General features: G+C 27.0%; 20 protein-coding genes. 8 read left to right on the top strand and 12 right to left on the bottom strand.

Annotated features, from left to right (window positions below; genetic code table 11):
• The first annotated feature begins 69 nt into the window (after nt 1–69).
• The 4 genes from dapF to ACFOWD_RS07985 all read left to right on the top strand — a co-directional run bounded on the left by dapF (nt 70) and on the right by ACFOWD_RS07985 (nt 3,191).
• Nucleotides 70–840 (top strand): diaminopimelate epimerase, encoded by a 771-nt coding sequence (dapF, locus tag ACFOWD_RS08000; protein WP_377409575.1) that lies wholly within the window; start codon nt 70–72, stop codon nt 838–840.
• Nucleotides 840–1,364 carry a GNAT family N-acetyltransferase gene (locus tag ACFOWD_RS07995; protein ID WP_377409573.1) on the top strand — a complete coding sequence of 175 codons (525 nt, stop codon included), beginning with the start codon at nt 840–842 and terminating at the stop codon, nt 1,362–1,364. Before dapF ends, ACFOWD_RS07995 begins: the two co-directional genes overlap by 1 nt.
• A gap of 23 nt (nt 1,365–1,387) precedes the next feature.
• Nucleotides 1,388–2,416 (top strand): endolytic transglycosylase MltG, encoded by a 1,029-nt coding sequence (gene mltG / locus ACFOWD_RS07990; protein ID WP_377409571.1) that lies wholly within the window; start codon nt 1,388–1,390, stop codon nt 2,414–2,416.
• A 196-nt stretch (nt 2,417–2,612) separates the two neighbouring features.
• Nucleotides 2,613–3,191 carry a peptidoglycan-binding protein LysM gene (locus tag ACFOWD_RS07985; protein WP_377409569.1) on the top strand — a complete coding sequence of 193 codons (579 nt, stop codon included), beginning with the start codon at nt 2,613–2,615 and terminating at the stop codon, nt 3,189–3,191.
• On the opposite strand, the gene ACFOWD_RS07980 is transcribed toward ACFOWD_RS07985, so the two are convergent.
• The 3 genes from ACFOWD_RS07980 to dnaA are packed head-to-tail and all read right to left on the bottom strand — an operon-like array spanning nt 3,192 to nt 5,807.
• Entirely contained in the window at nt 3,192–3,896 is a 705-nt protein-coding gene (locus ACFOWD_RS07980) for an SAM-dependent methyltransferase (RefSeq protein WP_377409567.1), read from the bottom strand.
• Between the two features lie 2 nt (nt 3,897–3,898).
• On the bottom strand, nt 3,899–4,348 hold the full coding sequence (locus ACFOWD_RS07975; RefSeq protein WP_377409565.1) for a low molecular weight protein-tyrosine-phosphatase: 450 nt from the start codon (nt 4,346–4,348) through the stop codon (nt 3,899–3,901).
• A gap of 31 nt (nt 4,349–4,379) precedes the next feature.
• On the bottom strand, nt 4,380–5,807 hold the full coding sequence (gene dnaA / locus ACFOWD_RS07970; RefSeq protein ID WP_377409563.1) for a chromosomal replication initiator protein DnaA: 1,428 nt from the start codon (nt 5,805–5,807) through the stop codon (nt 4,380–4,382).
• 173 nt (nt 5,808–5,980) lie between these two features.
• Between dnaA and ACFOWD_RS07965 the strand changes: the two genes are divergently transcribed.
• Nucleotides 5,981–6,379 (top strand): acyl-CoA thioesterase, encoded by a 399-nt coding sequence (locus ACFOWD_RS07965; protein WP_298995462.1) that lies wholly within the window; start codon nt 5,981–5,983, stop codon nt 6,377–6,379.
• Here ACFOWD_RS07965 and ACFOWD_RS07960 read toward each other — a convergent pair.
• From ACFOWD_RS07960 to ACFOWD_RS07940, 5 genes are read right to left on the bottom strand one after another with little or no spacing between them, the layout of a single operon-like run.
• Entirely contained in the window at nt 6,368–6,979 is a 612-nt protein-coding gene (locus tag ACFOWD_RS07960; RefSeq protein WP_377409561.1) for an IMPACT family protein, read from the bottom strand. The two genes, ACFOWD_RS07965 and ACFOWD_RS07960, sit on opposite strands and share 12 nt — an antisense overlap.
• Nucleotides 6,976–7,842, bottom strand: a complete 867-nt coding sequence (locus tag ACFOWD_RS07955) for an EamA family transporter (RefSeq protein ID WP_377409559.1) — start codon at nt 7,840–7,842, stop codon at nt 6,976–6,978. Before ACFOWD_RS07955 ends, ACFOWD_RS07960 begins: the two co-directional genes overlap by 4 nt.
• A complete protein-coding gene (locus ACFOWD_RS07950) occupies nt 7,839–8,447 on the bottom strand; it encodes an HAD-IA family hydrolase (protein WP_377409557.1) in 609 nt (202 codons plus the stop codon). Before ACFOWD_RS07950 ends, ACFOWD_RS07955 begins: the two co-directional genes overlap by 4 nt.
• A complete protein-coding gene (ribD, locus tag ACFOWD_RS07945; RefSeq protein WP_377409555.1) occupies nt 8,440–9,480 on the bottom strand; it encodes a bifunctional diaminohydroxyphosphoribosylaminopyrimidine deaminase/5-amino-6-(5-phosphoribosylamino)uracil reductase RibD in 1,041 nt (346 codons plus the stop codon). Before ribD ends, ACFOWD_RS07950 begins: the two co-directional genes overlap by 8 nt.
• A gap of 7 nt (nt 9,481–9,487) precedes the next feature.
• Nucleotides 9,488–9,952, bottom strand: coding sequence for an LEA type 2 family protein (locus ACFOWD_RS07940; RefSeq protein ID WP_377409553.1), 465 nt, complete (start codon nt 9,950–9,952; stop codon nt 9,488–9,490).
• A 50-nt stretch (nt 9,953–10,002) separates the two neighbouring features.
• Here ACFOWD_RS07940 and ACFOWD_RS07935 point away from each other — a divergent pair, with 50 nt between their 5' ends.
• The 3 genes from ACFOWD_RS07935 to prmC are packed head-to-tail and all read left to right on the top strand — an operon-like array spanning nt 10,003 to nt 12,780.
• Nucleotides 10,003–10,497, top strand: a complete 495-nt coding sequence (locus ACFOWD_RS07935) for a GNAT family N-acetyltransferase (RefSeq protein ID WP_377409551.1) — start codon at nt 10,003–10,005, stop codon at nt 10,495–10,497.
• Nucleotides 10,498–11,922 carry a cardiolipin synthase gene (gene cls, locus ACFOWD_RS07930; protein ID WP_377409549.1) on the top strand — a complete coding sequence of 475 codons (1,425 nt, stop codon included), beginning with the start codon at nt 10,498–10,500 and terminating at the stop codon, nt 11,920–11,922. It begins immediately after the preceding gene.
• 6 nt (nt 11,923–11,928) lie between these two features.
• Nucleotides 11,929–12,780 carry a peptide chain release factor N(5)-glutamine methyltransferase gene (gene prmC / locus ACFOWD_RS07925; protein WP_377409547.1) on the top strand — a complete coding sequence of 284 codons (852 nt, stop codon included), beginning with the start codon at nt 11,929–11,931 and terminating at the stop codon, nt 12,778–12,780.
• Nucleotide 12,781: 1 nt separating this feature from the next.
• Here prmC and ACFOWD_RS07920 read toward each other — a convergent pair whose 3' ends face one another.
• The 4 genes from ACFOWD_RS07920 to ACFOWD_RS07905 are packed head-to-tail and all read right to left on the bottom strand — an operon-like array spanning nt 12,782 to nt 19,017.
• Nucleotides 12,782–14,062 carry a YaiO family outer membrane beta-barrel protein gene (locus ACFOWD_RS07920; protein ID WP_377409545.1) on the bottom strand — a complete coding sequence of 427 codons (1,281 nt, stop codon included), beginning with the start codon at nt 14,060–14,062 and terminating at the stop codon, nt 12,782–12,784.
• Nucleotides 14,059–16,485 (bottom strand): sulfatase-like hydrolase/transferase, encoded by a 2,427-nt coding sequence (locus tag ACFOWD_RS07915; RefSeq protein WP_377409543.1) that lies wholly within the window; start codon nt 16,483–16,485, stop codon nt 14,059–14,061. Before ACFOWD_RS07915 ends, ACFOWD_RS07920 begins: the two co-directional genes overlap by 4 nt.
• 29 nt (nt 16,486–16,514) lie before the next feature.
• Nucleotides 16,515–17,948, bottom strand: coding sequence for a glycosyltransferase family 2 protein (locus ACFOWD_RS07910; RefSeq protein WP_298995430.1), 1,434 nt, complete (start codon nt 17,946–17,948; stop codon nt 16,515–16,517).
• The gene (locus ACFOWD_RS07905) at nt 17,938–19,017 is read right to left on the bottom strand and encodes a hypothetical protein (protein WP_377409541.1); all 1,080 of its coding nucleotides are present in this window, start codon (nt 19,015–19,017) and stop codon (nt 17,938–17,940) included. The genes ACFOWD_RS07910 and ACFOWD_RS07905 overlap by 11 nt, the downstream gene beginning before the upstream one ends.
• Nucleotides 19,018–19,021 lie beyond the last annotated feature (4 nt).

The raw sequence follows: 19,021 nt of genomic DNA, 5'->3' as shown, positions 1-19,021 counted from the left end.
TAGGTTTTAACGGTTTTTAACCACAATTTAACAGCACTTATTTACTAGCAAAATCACTACATTTGTATCATGAATTTAATGTTTTTTAAATATCAAGGTACAGGAAATGATTTTGTTATGATAGATAACAGAACAAAAACCTTTCCAAAAGAAAAAACTGACATAATTTCACAATTGTGTGACAGACATTTTGGTATTGGTGCAGATGGTGTAATTCTAATTGAAAATGATGATGATTTTGATTTTAAAATGATTTACTACAACCCAGATGCAAGTGAAACCTTTTGTGGAAATGGAGGTAGATGTACAGTTGCTTTTGCAAAACAACTAGGCATTATAGACTCAAAAACACATTTTTTAGCAGTTGATGGAGAGCATTTTGCAGAAATTAATAACTCAATCGTTTCATTAAAAATGATAGATGTAGAGGAAATTAAAATTCAAGAAAATTCAGTTTTTGCTTATACAGGTACTCAGCATCATGTAGAAATGGTAAATGAGTTAAAAGATTTTCCTGTTTATGAAAAAGGAAAAGAAATTAGGTATTCTTATGCTGAACCAGGTAGTAATGTAAATTTTGTTGAGCAACTTAACAATGATACTTTTAAAGTTAGAACCTATGAAAAAGGAGTTGAAAATGAAACTTTAGCTTGTGGTACAGGTGTTACAGCTGTTGCTGTTGCAATGCACAAAACAAATAAAACAAAAAGTAATCATATTTATTTACCAGTTGAAGGAGGAAATTTAGAGGTAAGTTTTAAAGAAGAAAATGGTATCTATAATAATATTTTTTTAATTGGACCTGCTCAATTTGTTTTTAAAGGAAATATTTCAATTTGATGAACACACTTTTAGGCAAGAATATTAAGCTAAGAGCTTTAGAAAAAGAAGATTTAAATTTTTTATATCAAATAGAAAATAATGAATCTTTTTGGCAAGTTAGCCACACTCAAACTCCATTTTCGAAATATATGCTAAAATTATATTTAGAAAATGCTCATTTAGATATTTATCAAGCAAAGCAATTACGTTTAATTATTGAAGAGAATAATACAAACCAACAGGTGGGTATGATAGATCTATTTGATTTTAATCCTAAACATAAAAGAGCAGGTATTGGTATTTTAATTCACCCAGATTTTCAAGAAAAAGGATATGCCTTTGAAGCATTATCTTTACTAATTAATTACACTTTTACACATTTAGATTTACATCAGTTATATGCTAATATTACTGAAGATAATAGCAAAAGTATTTCGCTTTTTGAAAAAAATAACTTTGTGAAAACTGGTATCAAAAAAGATTGGATTTTCACTAACAATAATTACAAAAGTGAAATTTTATATCAATTAATAAATAAGTAATTTTACAATTTAAAATAAAGAAATTGAGTAGAAAGTTTATTTATATCATTACCACAGTTTTATTTATCACTGTATTAGCAATTGGTTTAAATTTTTATTTTAAAATTTTCGGAAATAGCACCATAAAACAAGGTGATTTATATATCACATCTACAGATGATTTTAATTCACTTTCAAAAAAACTAAATCCTTTTGTAAAAGATATTTCCAATTTTATTTGGGTCGCTAATAAAAAGAATTTTAAAACTCCAAAATCTGGAAGATATGTAATCAAAGAAAACATGTCTAATAATGAATTAGTTAATTTATTAAGAAGTGGTAATCAAACACCTGTAAAAGTATCTTTTAATAACCAAAATACATTATACGATTTTGCAGGTAGAATAGCAGAACAACTAGAAGTTGATTCATTAGCTATTTTACAGTCTTTTACAAACCAAACATTTTTAAAACAAAACAACTTTAATAATAAAACTGTTTTACAAATTTGCTTACCAAATACTTATGAGTTTTATTGGAATGTTTCTGCTGATAATTTTAGAGAAAAATTATTAAAGAATTATAAAACTTTCTGGAACACAAATAGAATTCAAAAAGCAAAAAAATTAAACTTAACCAAAAACGAAGTCATTACTCTAGCTTCAATAGTTCAAAAAGAAACAGCTAAAAGAGAAGAAAGACCTATTGTAGCTGGTTTATATTTAAATCGTTTGCAAAAAGGATGGCCCTTACAAGCAGACCCAACCATAATTTATGCCATAAAAGAAGTTAAAGGTAGAGATTACATTGTAAAAAGAGTTTTAAAAACTGATTTAGAAATAAACTCACCCTATAATACATATAAGTATAGAGGATTACCTCCTTCACAAATAGCAATGCCAGACATTAATACTATTGATGCTGTTTTAAATGCAGAAAATCATAATTATTACTATATGTGTGCAGATATTGATAGAATTGGGTATCATAAATTTGCAAAATCATTAGCACAGCATAATAGAAATGCTGCCAAATACCAAAATTGGTTAAATAAACAAGGAATTAGAAGATAACAAGCAACATCAAATTCTGTTAAAATTCATTAATTTTTTTAAAATTTCACAATAAGAAACGTTGTAGTAGTTCATTAATACTAAATTTTTTACGTTTCATATTGTTAAATCGTAATTTCGACGAAATTAATACACTAATTATCAGTTATTTAAAAAACCAGATATAACTTTGCATCATAAAACAAAAAGATTAATTATGATCAAAAAGTTTTTATTTTTAGCTGTTGTTTTCTTTTTAGTGAGTGCAACAACTACTTCTTTAGAAAAGAAAAAGAACAAAACTGTTCACTATCCAGTAAATGTAGATTACAATATACCTTATTTAGATAAAAACTTTGTTGCTTTTAAAGAAGCTGTTGCTTTTAAAGAGTCACAAGGAAAATATTCTGTTGTTAATACTTTAGGTTATTTAGGTAAATATCAATTTGGTAAAAACACTTTAAAAAGAATTGGCATTTATAATACAGATGCTTTTTTAAAAAATCCTGAGTTACAAGAAAAAGCTTTTGTAGCTTATTGTAAAGTAAACAAATGGATATTAAGAAAAGATATAAAACGTTCTGTTGGTAAAACTATTAATGGTATTAAAATTACTGAATCTGGTATACTTGCTGCAGCGCATTTAGGTGGTGCAGGCAATGTAAAAAAGTTTTTAAGAAGTAATGGAGAAACTATTTTCGAAGATGCTTATGGAGCTACTATCTCTCAATATTTAAAAAAGTTTTCGAATTATAATGTCGCGAACATTACTGCTGATAGAAAAGCAAAAGTCTAATTATTTCTGAATTATAAAAATAGCTGGTCTTTTATGTAAATCTGGCTGTTGGTATTTCCAATCTTTAATTGATAGCGTTTTTATATACTCTGAGCTTAAAGTTATGTCTGCTGCAATACATAGATTTGTTGTAGGTGATAATGTCGCTTTTAAATCTGCTAACATTTTTTCATTTCTGTAAGGAGTTTCTATAAAAATTTGAGATTGTTTTTTATCAAAAGAAATCTTTTCTAATTCTTTAATAGCTTTCTTTCTTTCAGCCTTATCAATAGGCAAATAGCCATTAAAAGCAAAGTTTTGTCCATTCATTCCAGAACTCATCATTGCTAATAAAATAGAAGATGGCCCTACTAATGGCACAACCTGAATCGCTTTTTCGTGTGCTAACTTTACAATACTTGCTCCAGGATCTGCAATTGCTGGAACACCTGCTTCAGAAAGTAATCCAACATTAATACCTTGTTCGCAAACATCTAAATATTTTAAAGTTTCAACTTCTTCTGCATATTTATCTAACTTTTTAATGGTTAGTAATGATTGCTGTTTTTTAGGACTTATTTTTTTGATAAACCTTCTTGCTGTTTTTTCATTTTCTACTATATAATAATCTATCTGCTCAATTACTTTTTTAACAGATAAAGGCATTACCTCTAAAGGTTCAGTTTCTCCTAAAGTAGTTGGTATTAAATATAATTTGCCTTTCATTATTATAGCTTTTTACTAATCACATCACATGCTTCATCTAGCATTTGATAAACGTTTTCAAATCCTTGATTACCTCCATAATATGGATCTGGAACAGATTTATTTTCAGATGGATATATTTCGTTTAAAATTAATCTAACCTTATTCTCATCTTCTTCACCTCTAGCCAACATTAAAATGTTTTGATAATTACTTATATCCATAGCATAAATATAATCAAACTCATCAAAATCTTGTACTGTAAATTTTCTTGCTCTTTGGTTGGTAATATTTATTCCGTAATTACGAGCAACGTCTATTGAACGTTCATCAGGTAAATTTCCTACATGATATGCAGCAGTACCAGCAGAATCAACAAAAACTTTATCTAAATTTACTTTTGATTCTAATATACCTTGAGCTAATGGAGATCTACAAATATTACCCAAGCAAACCATTAATACTTTTACCATAAATAAAAAAGCCTCGTAAACGAGGCAAAATTTAAAAAGTTAGTTTTTTAGTTAGATCATCTACATATTTACGAAACTGCTTATCTGTTTCAGATAAATTATCTACAGTTTTACAAGCATGTAAAACAGTGGCATGATCTCTTTGTCCAATTTGATTTCCAATGCTAGCTAAAGATGTTTTAGTTAATCTTTTTGCAAAATACATAGCCAATTGTCTTGCTTGTACAATATGCCTTTTTCTAGTTTTAGACTGTAATGTAGCTACATCCATATCAAAGTATTTAGAAACTTCTTTCTGAATGTAATCTATAGAAACTTCTTTCTTTGTATTTTTTACAAACTTATCTACAATCTGTTTTGCTAATTCAATAGAGAATTCTCTTCTGTTAAAAGAAGCTTGAGCAATCATTGAGATGATAACACCCTCTAATTCTCTAACATTAGACTTTATGTTCTGAGCAATATATTCTATAATTTCTTCTGGCATTTCTACACCATCTCTAAACAATTTATTTTCTAAAATAGAAATTCTTGTTTCATAATCTGGTGCTTGTAATTCAGCTGATAATCCCCATTTAAAACGAGATAACAAACGCTGTTCTATGTCTTGCATATCTACAGGCGCTTTATCTGATGTTAATATTACTTGCTTTCCATTTTGGTGCAAGTGATTAAATATATGGAAAAATACATCTTGTGTACCAGCTTTACCAGAAAGGAATTGAACATCATCAATAATTAAAACATCAATCATTTGATAAAAATGAATAAAATCATTTCTAGTATTCGATTTTACAGAATCAATAAATTGTTGTGTAAACTTTTCTGAAGAAATATATAAAACTGTTTTATCTGGATATTTATCTTTTATATCAACTCCAATAGCATGAGCTAAATGAGTTTTACCTAAACCAACACCACCATAAATTAATAATGGATTAAATGATGTTCCTCCTGGCTTATTTGCAACAGCCATACCTGCAGAGCGTGCTAATCTATTAGAATCTCCTTCAACAAAATTTACAAAACTATAATTTGGATTTAATTGAGACTCTATTTTTACTTTTTGTAAACCTGGAATTATAAATGGGTTTCTAAGTTCTCTTTTATTAGATTCTAAAGGAACAGTTACTTTTTGAGATTTTAATGGATTTCTATTAGAACTAGGAATTTTTACAGTTTGTGGTCTATTACTACTGTAAGTGTTTTCCATTCTTACATCATAAATCAATTTAGCATCACTACCCAAATGTTTTACTAGAGCAACTCTTAATAATTTAATATAATGCTCTTCTAACCATTCATAAAAAAATTTACTAGGTACTTGTATTGTTAAAGCCTCTCCTGAAAGTTTAACTGGTTTAATAGGTTCAAACCAAGTTTTAAATGCTTGTGGTTTAATGTTGTCTTTTATAAAAGACAGGCAATCATTCCAAACGGATTCGGCTGTGTGATTCATTTACTTTATAGGTAAATTTTGGATTATTAAATTTAGTTGTTTTAGGTTGGATAACCTCTTTCTCAAAAGCTTTACAAATGTGTGAATAAAATTCATTAAAAAAAAATGAATTTGCTATTGATTTATAACTTTTTTTTGCGTAAAATTCGAATGAATTAAACAAAAAATTGAACTTGAACAGTCATTTATCCTCATTTAGAGTACGTTATGGAGAAACTGACCAAATGGGGGTAGTTTATCACGGAAATTATGCACAATATTTTGAACTTGGACGTACTGAATGGCTTCGTTCTTTAGGGATTACATACAAAGATATGGAAATCAGCGGAATAATGCTTCCTGTTATCTCTTTAAAATGTAATTTTATAAAATCTGCTCTATATGATGATGTTTTAACAGTTGAAACTAAACTTAAAAAAGAGCCTTTAGTTAAAATAGAATTTGATTATGTTATACGAAATAAAAATCAGGAAATTCTATGTACAGGAAATACTGTATTAGCATTTATGGATATGAAAACAAATAAACCCATAAAATGCCCAGATACACTTTTAAAAAAATTAGGATTCTAATGCTTTAATTTCCACTTTATACAAGTTTTTAAAAAACTCTAATATAGATTTTGATTCTTTTTTACGAACTGTAATAATATATTCACAATTCAATTCTAATTTTTGCTGAATTATTTCAATATTTTTTTCTTTTAAAATTCGAAGTACTTTACTCATCATATCATACTCAAAAATAATTTTAAAATATACTTCAACCGTTTTTTCAATTATTTCTGAAGATTCAATTGTAATTTTTGCTGATGATCTATAAGCATTAATTAAACCAGAAACACCCAATTTTGTACCACCAAAATAACGCACAACAACAATTAAAACATTTGTAATATCAAAAGATTGAATTTGTCCATAAATAGGCATTCCTGCTGAGTTATTTGGTTCTCCATCATCATTTGCTCTATATATTATATCCTCAACTCCTATCTGATACGCATAACAATGATGACCTGCATTTGGATGTATCTTTTTTACTTTTTCTAACTCATTTTTAACTTCATCTTCATTATTTACAGGAAATGCAAAACCATAAAATTTACTGTTTTTGTCTTTAAAAAGTGTTTCTTCTGAAGCAGATTTTATGGTTTTAAAAATATCTATAATCATGATGCAAATGTTACCATAACAATACCCAATATTGCTAAAATGATTCCTAAAATATTTTTTGAGGTAAGCTTTTCTTTAAAAAGAATTACTCCAATAATTGTTGAAAATATTACAATACCCACATTATTTAAAGTGAATAATGTAGAACTCTCAAAACCTTCTACTTGAAGGGCTTTTATTAAAAAAATGATAGAGTAATAATTTGGTATACCTAAAACAATACCTGCTATGATGTTTTTAACACCAAAAGCTTCAGCTTTTTTAATACTTTTTAAGGCCAAAATAATGATTCCAAAAATTGCAGCAATACCAAATAATGTTCCTGAAAAAATAGAAACATCTTCTTTTAAAACATAATTAGTTTCTATATATTTTAAAAAAGTATCTATAAAACCAGAACCAATAAAAAGTAATGCAGGAAATAATAAATTAGACTTTCCTTTAAAAACATTATCATTTTTTACTGATGCCAAATAAACAGCTATTAAAGCAATTACAATACCAGATATTTTTAACATGGTAACAGTTTCATTGTAAAGAAAAACTCCAAAAAAGACAGGAATAACCACAGACATTTTACCTGCTACTGATGCCACAGAAACTCCATTTACTTGTGATGTTTTTGCCATAACAAAAAAGACACTTACAAACATAGCTCCTAAAATTACTGCTCCAAAAAACCAATTTTGATCTATAATTTCAGCAACAGAAAATGTTCTATTTGCATTTAAAAAACCAAATGTTAAAGCAACTAAATAATTAACCACAATTGCTTTTAATGCATCTATTTTATAAACCCCAAAAAGTTTAAAAATAATAAATAAGCCCGAGGAAAAAAGTATGCTTAATGCTAAGTAAATCAATTTAAATTGTGTTTTAAAAATAGTTCTGTTACATCTTCGTTTTTTGGATTTAAATTCCAAACATGTATTCCTAATTTAGAGGCTGCATCTGTGTTTTCTTTTGTATCATCAATAAAAAAAGTTTCATGTACTTTTAGTTGATTTTTAGTTAAAACAAACTCATAAATATCTGCATTTGGTTTTCTAAAATGAATTTCATGAGATAAATAAAATTGTTCAAAGCAATTTTTAAAATCATTATACAATTCTAAACCCCAATTCTTTTTAATCCAAGAAATATGCAAATCATTTGTATTACTCAAAAGAAACAACCTGTATTTATTTGAAAGCATCAAGTCTTTTAAAAAATCGAAACGTTTTTTTGGAAAATCAAGTAAAATAGAATTCCATGCAGTTACTAAAGCTTCTTTGTCTATATGATAAGTTTCATGAAAATGAGATAAAAAATAATCTGTAGAAACTAAGCCCATTTCATATTTATGAAGTATTTGAATAACCTCATCTTGATATTGTGGAATTCCTAATTTTTGTATTTCTTCTGCAAACTTAACTTTATCTAAATTGATAAAAATATCTCCAAAGTCAAAAATGATATTTTTAATCATTATAATATGTTTTTAATTTGTCTCCTTTTATATTTAGTTCAGTACTAATTTTTGCATGAAAATTAGGAGCTTTAACACCTTCTCTAAAACATACTTCACTTTTAAAAACAAGAGCTTCATCCCATAAATTACTATCAATAAAAGTTTGCAATGTTTTTGCACCTCCTTCAATGATAACAGATTGTATATCATGTTTTTTTAAAACATCACAAACTTGTTTTGCAATATTTTTATTAAAATCTATGTTTTCAAAAACAGTATTATTTATTGTACTTATCTTTTTAGTTTCAGTAACTATAATTGTTTTTATAGAAGAGTCATAGATAAAAGTATCATCAGGTATTCTTAAATTTTTATCTAAAACAACTCTAACAGGATTTTGACCTGACCAGCTTCGTACATTTAATTTTGGATTATCAGCTAAAACTGTATTTGTACCTACTAAAATAGCGTTTTCTTTAGCTCTTAATTTGTGCACCAACTGTTGTGAATACGTATTCGAAATCCAAACTGGTTTTTGACCTTCTTTGTTTTTAGTAGCTATAAAACCATCTTGAGTTTCTGCCCATTTTAAAATAATATAAGGTCTTTGCTTTTCTTGATCAGTAAAAAAGCGTTTATGATGCTTTCTACAATCTTTTTCTAAAACGCCTGTTAATACTTCTATCCCTGCTTTTTCTAGTCGTTTTACACCTCTTCCAGCAACTAAACTATTAGTATCTAAACAACCAATAATTGCTTTCTTAAATTGATGTTTTACAATTAAATCTGCACAAGGTGGAGTTTTGCCAAAATGTGAGCATGGTTCTAATGTGACGTAAATTGTTGCCTCTTTTAAAAGTGATTTGTCTTTTACTGCATTAATAGCATTAACCTCTGCATGATTACCTCCAAAAGCAGAAGTGAAACCTTCTCCTAAAATTTTATTTTTATAAACAATTACTGCACCCACACTTGGGTTTGGTCTTGTTAGTCCAATTCCGTTTTTTGCAATCTGCAAACATCTATTCATGTATATTTCGTCAGATGTCATTAAAAAGCTAGAATTTAATTTTTACTTCTTTAGTTTTATCTACAAGAAATTCTTTTTTAAATCCAAAAACAACATATTCTAAATTTCCTTTTAAACGAACTGTTACTTTTTTTGTTAAAAACGAATTTAATAACCCTCCTAAAACTCCATTTTTATTTGTGCTCAATAATTTTTTTATAGGCACTTTTGCTTGTAAAGGAATTGCAAATGCTTTTTTTGCAGGGACTTTAAAATCTTCAGAGGATACTTGTGCAACTTCAATTCCGTTTGCAAGAACTTTAATTTCATCTGTAGAAATTTTACCTCCAACATCATTTGGGTTTTCAAAAAAAGCTTCTGCTTTTAATCGAATTGTATCAGATGATATACTTGTAATTTTAATATTATCTACTTTTATAAAAACAGGTTGTTTGGTTACAGAACATCCTATTAGAATGAATAAAAGTATTAAAAGATATAAATTATGCTTCATAAAATTCTTTTGAAAAACTGTAACTTGCAGTTACAAAAATACAGTAATAAATGACAAGTAAAGATTTTATTATAAGAGAAATAAAACCTACTGATAATAAGGAAGTTGCTAAAATTATTAGAAGTGTAATTTTAGAAATGGGAGCACCTAAAGTAGGTACAGCTTATGAAGATAAAGCTACTGATACTATGTTTGAAACCTATCAAAAAGAAAAAAGTAGTTATTTTGTTTTAGAACATTATAATACAATTGTTGGTGGTGCAGGTATAGCTCAATTAGATAATTATGATGGTAATGTTTGCGAGCTTCAAAAGATGTACTTTCTACCCATTGCAAGAGGCAAAGGGTTAGGTTCTAAATTAATTACCATCTGTTTAGAAAAAGCAAAAGAATTAGGTTTTGAAACTTGTTATTTAGAGACACTACCTTATATGAAAGCCGCAGTTAAATTATATAATAAATATGGTTTTAAAAACTTAGATAAACCAATGGGTAACACATGCCATTACAACTGTAATGTTTGGATGATTAAAGAAATTAATTAAATGATTTACTATGTTTTATTAGCAATTCATCTCATCTTATTTAGTTGGGCATTTTACAATATTTTATATTTTGGCGTAAAACCATCTAAATCTTTAAGTTGGATTTTAATTACACTTCTATTCCCTTTTCTTGGTGTTTTTACCTTTATTTTATTTGGTATTAACAGAAGAAAAATTAAGTATTTTGAACTAAGAGAATCTAAAAAAAGAAAAAAGTATTTAAGAGAAAATTTAAAAACTGAATATAAAAATGATGTTTCTATTCTTGAAAGTGAAAAAGCTAAAAAAATATCGAATCTAATTTTTAATAATACCAAAGCTCCATTAAAAGAGGGTAATAAAATCACCATTTTAAAAAGTGGTAAAGAAGCTATTGATGAGCTATATAAAGCTCTTAAAAACGCTAAAGAATTTATTCATTTACAATATTACATCATAGAAGATGGTAAAGTACTTTCTAACATTATAGATATTATTAAAGAAAAAAGAAAAGAAAATGTTGAAGTTAGAATATTATATGACTTGTTAGGAAGTCATGAACTAAAATCATCAACAAAAAAAACTCTAAAAGAAATTGGTGTGGAAATATACCCAGAGACACCCTTTAGATTTGGAAGCTTTTTGTTTTCTGTAAACTTTAGAAATCATAGAAAAATTGCAATAATAGACAACAAAGTCGGTTTTGCAGGTGGTGTAAATATTTCTGATAATTATGTAAAAGAAAAATCTGACTTAGGTATTTGGGAAGATGCTCATATAAAAATTGAAGGTTGTGCAGTACAAAGCATTCATAAATCTTTTTTAAAAGACTATTATTATGCCACAAATAAAGATTTAAGTAAAGAAGAAAAATACACGAAAACATATGATACAGAAGGTAAATCTAAAGTGCAAATAGTATCAAGTGGTCCAGATTACGAACAATCTGTGGTGATGCAACAATATCTAAGTTTTATAATGCTAGCAGAAAAAAGTGTTAATGTTTTAAACCCATATTTTATTCCTACTTTTTCTATTCTAGAAGCATTTAAAACAACTGCATTAAGTGGTGTTGTAGTAAACTTAGTTTTACCAAAAAAAAGTGATTCTAATATAGCAACATACAGCATGTACTCTTATTTTGAAACACTTTTAAAAGCAGGTGTAAACATATATTTACGTGATGATTTTTCACATAGCAAAGTTATTTTCATAGATGATGATATAGTTTCTATAGGCTCTACAAATTTTGATTGTAGAAGTTTTGAACACAATTATGAATTAAACTTAATTGCATTTGATAAAGAAAAGGTTAAAGAAGTTAATAGTGAATTTGAAAAGCAAAAAAATGCTGCAACAAAAATAGTTTTAGAAGATTTTTTAAACAGATCTAATAAACAGAAAACACTAGAAAGACTTTCTAGATTTTTAAGTCCTTTATTATAATTTTTTATGACTCTAAAAGAATTAAAAACGCATTATTTAAATAGTCTTTCTAAACTATATCCAAAAACAGAAATCAATACTTTTTTCTTTTATTTGATTGAAGAATATCTTGATTTACAAAGAATTGATTTTAGTTTGCAACCAAATAAAATAATTGAAAACACTGATTTTTTAAAATTTGAAAAAGCTCTTAATCGACTAAAGAAAGAAGAGCCTATTCAATATATTTTAGGTAAAACTGAGTTTTATGGTTATCCTTTTTTAGTGACAAAAGACACTTTAATTCCTAGACCAGAAACAGAAGAATTAGTAGAATGGGTTTTACAAAAGTTAGAGTTTCAAAAAAAGAAAAAAACTTCGATTCTAGATATTGGTACAGGCTCTGGTTGTATAGCAATTTCATTAGCTAAAAAAAATAAAAATTTATCTGTTTCTGCTATAGATATCTCAAAAGAAGCTATAGAAATTGCAAAACAAAATGCTAAATTAAATGAGGTAAATATCAATTTTATAGAAAAAGACATTTTATTAACTAAAGAATTAGAAACTTCTTTTGATGTTATAGTATCGAATCCACCTTATGTTAGGGAGTTAGAAAAAGTGGAAATAAATAATAATGTTTTACAAAATGAACCTCATTCTGCTTTATTTGTAAGTGACTCAAATCCTTTGATTTTTTACAGCAAAATTGCAGATTTAGCAAAAAATCATTTAACTAAAAACGGTTTACTTTTTTTTGAAATCAACCAATATTTAGGTCAAGAAACTAAAGTAATGTTATCTAAAAAAGGGTTTAAGAATATTGAGTTACGTAAAGATTTGTTTGGTAATGATCGAATGATTAAAGCTAATCTATAATTTATTTAAAACGAATTGAATAACTTACACCCAAAGAAGTATACACAAAATAATCTCCTTTAGCAAAAGGCTTTTCTTCTCTAAAAGCACTTACATTAAAAGACCATAAGTTTTTCTTGTTTTTTGTAGAAAAAAAGTAGCCTAATACTAATGCTTGTGAATCTAATTGAAAAATCTCATCTCCTGTAAAACCAGGTGCAAATCTATCTAAAGCAGGTGATGCACCAAAACCAACTTCAAAAGTCCAGTAGTTATCTGCATCACTTCTATATTTTCTATAAATTAATCTTCCAGATTTACTTGCTCCAGGATCTCCAGGAGTTATATATGTTCTAAAAGCCCAATAACTATTTCCTGTATACCATCCTAAAGAACCTGTCCAAATGGTAGTTTCTGTAGAAAATTTAAGCCATCTAAAACCTGCAGACAATTCTAAACTCGCAGGTAAAGATTTAAATAATTCGAAACCATATCTTTGTGTTGGATTTAAGGGACTATTAGAGAAACCTCCACTTACGTATGCATAAAGTCCGTTTGCTATTCTTGGATATAAGTCTAACTCAAATTGATAGTTATCTGTTTCAAATCTATTTGAGTAATTTAATTTAGCATTTATACTTCCGAATTTGGTTTGTCTGGCATAACTTAAAGTACTGTAATACATATTTGCTCTGCCATTATTTTTATCTAAGTCATAATAATCTAATGACACACTTAGCCCAATTGTATTAGTACTTAAATTTCTTTCTAAAGAAGTTTTATAATTTAGTAAATCTTTATTCTCTGGATGAATTAAAATAGCTTCATCAATCGTCTCTAATGCATCTTCTTTATTTCCTCTATTAAATTGAGACTTCCCTTTTAGTAATAGAAGATCATAATCATTTGGGAAAATTTTTAGTGCTTTTTCTGATAATTGCAAAGCTTTATAATACTTCTCTGCATATTGTTCATTTTTTATGTAAGCTATCCAATCTGCTTTTCTATTTTCATCTTTTTCTAATACATATTCAAATTCTTTTCTTGCTGAATTGTAGTTACCATCCCAAGAATATGTACTAGCCAAAAAGGCTCTAATATCAAGATAATTGGGGTATTTTGTAAGTATTAATTTTAAAGAATCTTGTGCTTGTTTTCTTTTACCATTAAAAGCCAATTCTCTAGCAACTTTAAAAGCAGTATCTGGGTTGCCTTTAAATTCTTTTTGTTGAGATTGAAGTGAATAAGCAGTACAAGTAATAATCAACAAAAAAATTAAATTAATTTTTGAAAAGTGTATCATTTTAATGAATTTTTAAAGTTGATATATTGACTATTATTGGGATTCTTTTTAAGAATACTATCCATAATTTTAAGAGCTTCATTATTCTTATTCATTGTTTTGTATGCTCTTGCCAACTTAAAAGCAATTTCATCATTATTTATATCTCTTTCTTTTGCTTTATTAAAAATATCTATGGCTTTTTCATTTTGAGAAGACCACCAATACACATCTAATAAAGCTAAATAAGAATCATAGTAATAAGGAGATCTTTTTAAAGCATTTTTAAGCTCTTCTTCTGCAATAGCATACTGTTTATCCCAAGCTAAAGTTCTTCCTTTTAATATTCTAACATCTATATAATTTGGAGAAGTTTTTAAAATATAATTACAAATTAGCCTAGCTGAATCTCTTTGATTGTTAAATGCTTTTTGTCTTGCTAACTCAAACATTTGATCAGGATTCATATCTGTTGTAATTTTTTCTAATCGTTCTTTTTCTTCATCAGAAAATTTATACCTTTTTAATACTGCAGTATTTGTGTTCTCTGATATTATTTTATCATTTTTAGTAACATATGCATTCAAATTCTTAAATGCTTTTAATTGTTTTTTTATAGTATCTAAAACTTGTTCATCTGTTACCTCAACTGTATTAAAATCTTCTTTAATTTTATATAATCTACCATCAGAAAACATATATTCTTTGTACAAATAATCATTTATTGTTCCTTTATAACGCATTAAAGGTATATTATGTTTGTTGGTGAAATTTGCAGTGGTATCTATACCTTCTCCAATCCAAGCTACTTTTTTAGGTAAACTAACATCATAGTTATTAGCTAAGAAAGCTAATAAAGTTGGAGGCACATCAAAATGTGAATTAATTGATTTCATTTTCTTGGCCTCTTTAAGCATAGGACTATAAATAATAAAAGGCACATTAAATCTGCACAACTTGTCTTTTTGTGCAATTGGTATTACTCTATGATCGCCTGAAATAATAAAAATTGTATTCTTATAATCTGGTCTCTTTTTGTAATTATTCATAAACATTTCTATACTATTATCAGCATATAAAATGGTTGCAAATATATTTTTATAGCTACTTAACTGTTTTTTTGATGTATTAAATTTCTGATCAGAATTAAGTAGTTTATCAATTTTTTTCATGTATTCCTCTTGTAAAGGAAACTCAAATGGCTCATGAATGGTTTGTGTTGTAATTAAATCAAATCTTGGATTAGGAATTTGATCTATAGTTGCCAATGTTTTTTGAAAAATCTCATAATCTGAAAAGCCCCAAGAAAATCCTGTTGACTTATTTACAGACTTTTTATAAGAACTCTCATATTGATTTTCATCAATAATATTTTCAACATCATTATATTCTAAGAAATTTATTTTTTTATCAAAACTAGACTGATCTCCAGAATAAAAAGAAGTAGAGTAGCCATTATTCTTTAAAATACTAAATAATGAATGATGAGAAGGCGTTTCTTCTAGTTCTAAAAAACCTTTCTCTCCAAATGGCACAGAAGCCATAATAGAAGGTAAAGCTCCAAAAGTCCTACCTGTGTTGCTTAAAAAATTATCCCAAAAAAGCGACTTAGGTATTAAAGAATTTAGGTAAGGTGTAAATCCGCTAAATTGTCTATCTCCAACAAATTCTGAACCTAAACCTTCAACAAGAATAAATACAATATTTGGTTTTTCTGTTCCTAAATTAAAGTAACTACCTAATACATCTTCATAACTACTAGAAGCTTTTAAAAGAGGGTACTCTTCTCCCCCATTTGCTATTTCAGCATCAATAGCATTTTTTTCGATTTGAACTCGTAATACATCAGCTATAAAAAAGTATGTTTTATTTTGATAAATTGCATTTGAAAAATCTTTATTGGCGAATTTCATAACAACTACTACAAGTGTTAATGTTATAAAAACACGACCAGAATATTTAAAAAACATTGATTTTCTTAAGAAAAAACAACTAGCTAAAAATAATACTGGAAATATTAAAAAAGGCAAGTAACTTAAAAAAGAGGCACTTTCTGATGAAGTTACAGTAAGCATTATATCATCTAAAGAATAACCTAATAAATCTGCACCTAAATTAAGTAATGTAGTTAAACTATATTTTGTTAATGCTAATTCTGATAATATAAGTAATATAAAAAGCACCTTTATAGTTATAACTGCAATGTTTAATTTTTTTCTACTTAAAAGAAAATAAATAGGATAAAATATTACAAAAACAAAAAGTATAGTGAGTAAATGATTTAAAAACTTAAACCCAATAACTTTTAATAAGCTTGGTAACTCTCTACCAATAAAAAGCATCGAAAAAACTTCATATAAACCAATTAACCAATAACATAATAACAATGAAAAACATATAATTATGTAGGTCTGTAAATTAGAATTAAACTTTTTAAAACTCATAACTTCTGGAGGATTTTAATCGTTAAACTTTATGACTTTGAGAGCCCTTTTCTTACCATGACTCCCCATTTTTTCTTTTTATTAAAATAATAATCGTAATTACCTCTCATTGCAGCATAAAGCACTAATGGATGTAAAATAAAAGGCTCTAAAAAAACAGTTAATATTAATTTAAAACCAATACCCTTTCTTTTATATTGATGATATGTAAACTCTTCAGTAAATATAGCTACAAAAGAGAATAATAAAGAAAATAAATAGACCAAGAGAAATAGCCCTAAAATAAAAGACCAGCTTAAAGGTTGATAAATTATTAAGAAAATAAAATAAATCATTCCTAAGACTTCTACAATTGGCGCATATCTTTCGAAAATCATCCAATAAGGATAACTTAACATACCTAATACTCCATAATTAGGATTCCATCTTATTTTTTTATGGATCTTTAAAACTTCTATGGTTCCTCTTGTCCATCTATTTCTTTGAGAAATAAATATCTTTCTATTATCAGGAGCCTCTGTCCAACATAAAGGGTCAGGAATATAAGCTACTTTATAGGGTAACTTTTCTTCTTCCATATATCTTCGCATACGAACAATAATCTCCATATCTTCACCAACAGTTTTGGTATCATAACCCCCAACTTTTATAGCTATTTCTCTATCAAACAATCCGAAAGCACCAGAAATAACAAGTAAGCCATTTAATCTTGCCCAAGCCATTCTGCCTAATAAAAAAGATCGTAAATATTCTAAAATTTGACAACGCTCTAACCATTTATCTGGATAATTTACTTCTAACAGCTTTCCATCTTCGATTTTACAGGAATTTGCGATTCTAATAACACCTCCAGAAGCAATTACTTTTCTGTCTGTATATTCTAAAAAGGGTTTTACCATTCTTTGTAGAGAATCTTCCAATAACAAACAATCTACATCTATACATGCTAAATATCTACTTTCACTTATATTTATTCCACAATTTAGAGCATCTGCTTTACCTCCATTTTCTTTGTCTACAACTATAAGTTTTTCGAATGCTGGATTTTTAGATTTAAATACTCCTGCTCTTAAAGGCTTTGTTGGTACTCTTTGATTTATCAAATACTCTATTCTTTCTAAATCGTAAGCTTTTATAAGTTTTTCTAAACTATCATCTTTACTTCCATCATTTACAATAATAACATCATAATTTACATAATGTGTAGAAAGAAGAGATCTAACATTTTCAACAATATTTAGACTCTCATTATAGGCTGGTGCAATGATTGAAATAGAAGGAGCTACATCAGAAGTAAGTAAATCTTTATAATTTACAAAACTATTTTTTTTAAGGTACTCTATTGTTTCTCTAGATGAGAAAACAGCCAAAATAACATAAGAACCAACTATTAGTACAGTAAATACTAAAAAGAAGTAATGAAAAACAAGTACAATATTTCTTATGATATAATCATACTCCATAACTTACATCTAAATAATCGATTATTCTATTATATTCAGCATCTTCAGAGTTTTTTTCTAACTTATTATATAAGTTTACATCAACTCTTTTTAAAATTTTTAAAGCTCTATGTTTTATTTCGAAATTAGTGTTATTTACATGTTCTATTAAAAACATGGCATCCTCAATTTCGGCTACTTTTTCTAAATACTTAAAGAATGCAACTTTTTCTTTATCAGAAATTTCACTAAATCTTTGAATAATAAATTCCTTGGCTTCTAAAATTTCAAAATGGGTAATTATATCTATAGTTTTTATTCTAATTTCTGCATTTTTATGCTGTAACAAATCAATTAAAGTATCTTTTGTTTCTAACCTATTAAATAATTTTACAATATTTAATACAAATAAAACAACGTAATCATTGTTAGATTCTAACCATTTTTTTAAATCTAACGTTTCATCATATTCAAAGTTTTCTACTTCACCTAGTAATAAAATTTGATCCCATTCAGACAATGGAACTTTTAAGTTATCTAAAAAATTTAAACCCTCAAAACCAAATAATTCAATAAAATACAAATGAGCCTCTCTTCTTACTTCTTCTCTGTGATGGTTTATTAGTTTAGAAATTGAATTTCTTACTCTTTTTACTTTAAAGTGCCTTAAATCTTTGATACCAATAGCTACAATATGCCATTGTTTACTTCTTAATTTTTTAATTGCATAATTTAATAACCCAATTTTTTTATAAAGGCTATTCATTTGCTCTATCATATGACCTGCTACCTGCTGATCTAATTGTAAAAAAGTTTCTGTAATTATTATTCTTTTTCTTTTACTTACTAGTCCTTTTTTAAATTGTTTAATAATTGCTTTTTGCTTTATACTAAGTAACTCACCTTCTTCTTCAGCATAAATATATTCGATAAGTAATTTTTCAATTTTTTCGCGATACTTTATATTATTCTTCTCTTTAACCCTAATATTGCGTCTTAGTATTTTTAAATAGAAAATAAGGATAACTATTATTATAGCTAGTACTATAACTAAAGACCAAATTACAGCTTCAAATAAAGTAAATTGCATAAAT

This window comes from Polaribacter marinivivus, from assembly GCF_042651285.1.
Classification (GTDB): Bacteria; Bacteroidota; Bacteroidia; order Flavobacteriales; family Flavobacteriaceae; genus Polaribacter; species Polaribacter marinivivus.
Note: the sequence above shows the minus strand (reverse complement) of the source record. Positions and strands in the feature narration are given on the sequence as shown.

Coding starts and splice junctions, on each gene's coding strand:
- ACFOWD_RS07995 (WP_377409573.1), top strand. CDS start 840: ATGAACACACTTTTAGGCAAGAATATTAAGCTAAGAGCTTTAGAAAAA.
- prmC (WP_377409547.1), top strand. CDS start 11,929: ATGACTCTAAAAGAATTAAAAACGCATTATTTAAATAGTCTTTCTAAA.
- ACFOWD_RS07940 (WP_377409553.1), bottom strand. CDS start 9,952: ATGAAGCATAATTTATATCTTTTAATACTTTTATTCATTCTAATAGGA.
- ACFOWD_RS07985 (WP_377409569.1), top strand. CDS start 2,613: ATGATCAAAAAGTTTTTATTTTTAGCTGTTGTTTTCTTTTTAGTGAGT.
- ACFOWD_RS07915 (WP_377409543.1), bottom strand. CDS start 16,485: ATGAGTTTTAAAAAGTTTAATTCTAATTTACAGACCTACATAATTATA.
- ribD (WP_377409555.1), bottom strand. CDS start 9,480: ATGACATCTGACGAAATATACATGAATAGATGTTTGCAGATTGCAAAA.
- dapF (WP_377409575.1), top strand. CDS start 70: ATGAATTTAATGTTTTTTAAATATCAAGGTACAGGAAATGATTTTGTT.
- cls (WP_377409549.1), top strand. CDS start 10,498: ATGATTTACTATGTTTTATTAGCAATTCATCTCATCTTATTTAGTTGG.
- ACFOWD_RS07910 (WP_298995430.1), bottom strand. CDS start 17,948: ATGGAGTATGATTATATCATAAGAAATATTGTACTTGTTTTTCATTAC.
- ACFOWD_RS07935 (WP_377409551.1), top strand. CDS start 10,003: ATGACAAGTAAAGATTTTATTATAAGAGAAATAAAACCTACTGATAAT.
- ACFOWD_RS07920 (WP_377409545.1), bottom strand. CDS start 14,062: ATGATACACTTTTCAAAAATTAATTTAATTTTTTTGTTGATTATTACT.
- ACFOWD_RS07975 (WP_377409565.1), bottom strand. CDS start 4,348: ATGGTAAAAGTATTAATGGTTTGCTTGGGTAATATTTGTAGATCTCCA.
- dnaA (WP_377409563.1), bottom strand. CDS start 5,807: ATGAATCACACAGCCGAATCCGTTTGGAATGATTGCCTGTCTTTTATA.
- ACFOWD_RS07980 (WP_377409567.1), bottom strand. CDS start 3,896: ATGAAAGGCAAATTATATTTAATACCAACTACTTTAGGAGAAACTGAA.
- ACFOWD_RS07905 (WP_377409541.1), bottom strand. CDS start 19,017: ATGCAATTTACTTTATTTGAAGCTGTAATTTGGTCTTTAGTTATAGTA.
- ACFOWD_RS07960 (WP_377409561.1), bottom strand. CDS start 6,979: ATGATTATAGATATTTTTAAAACCATAAAATCTGCTTCAGAAGAAACA.
- ACFOWD_RS07950 (WP_377409557.1), bottom strand. CDS start 8,447: ATGATTAAAAATATCATTTTTGACTTTGGAGATATTTTTATCAATTTA.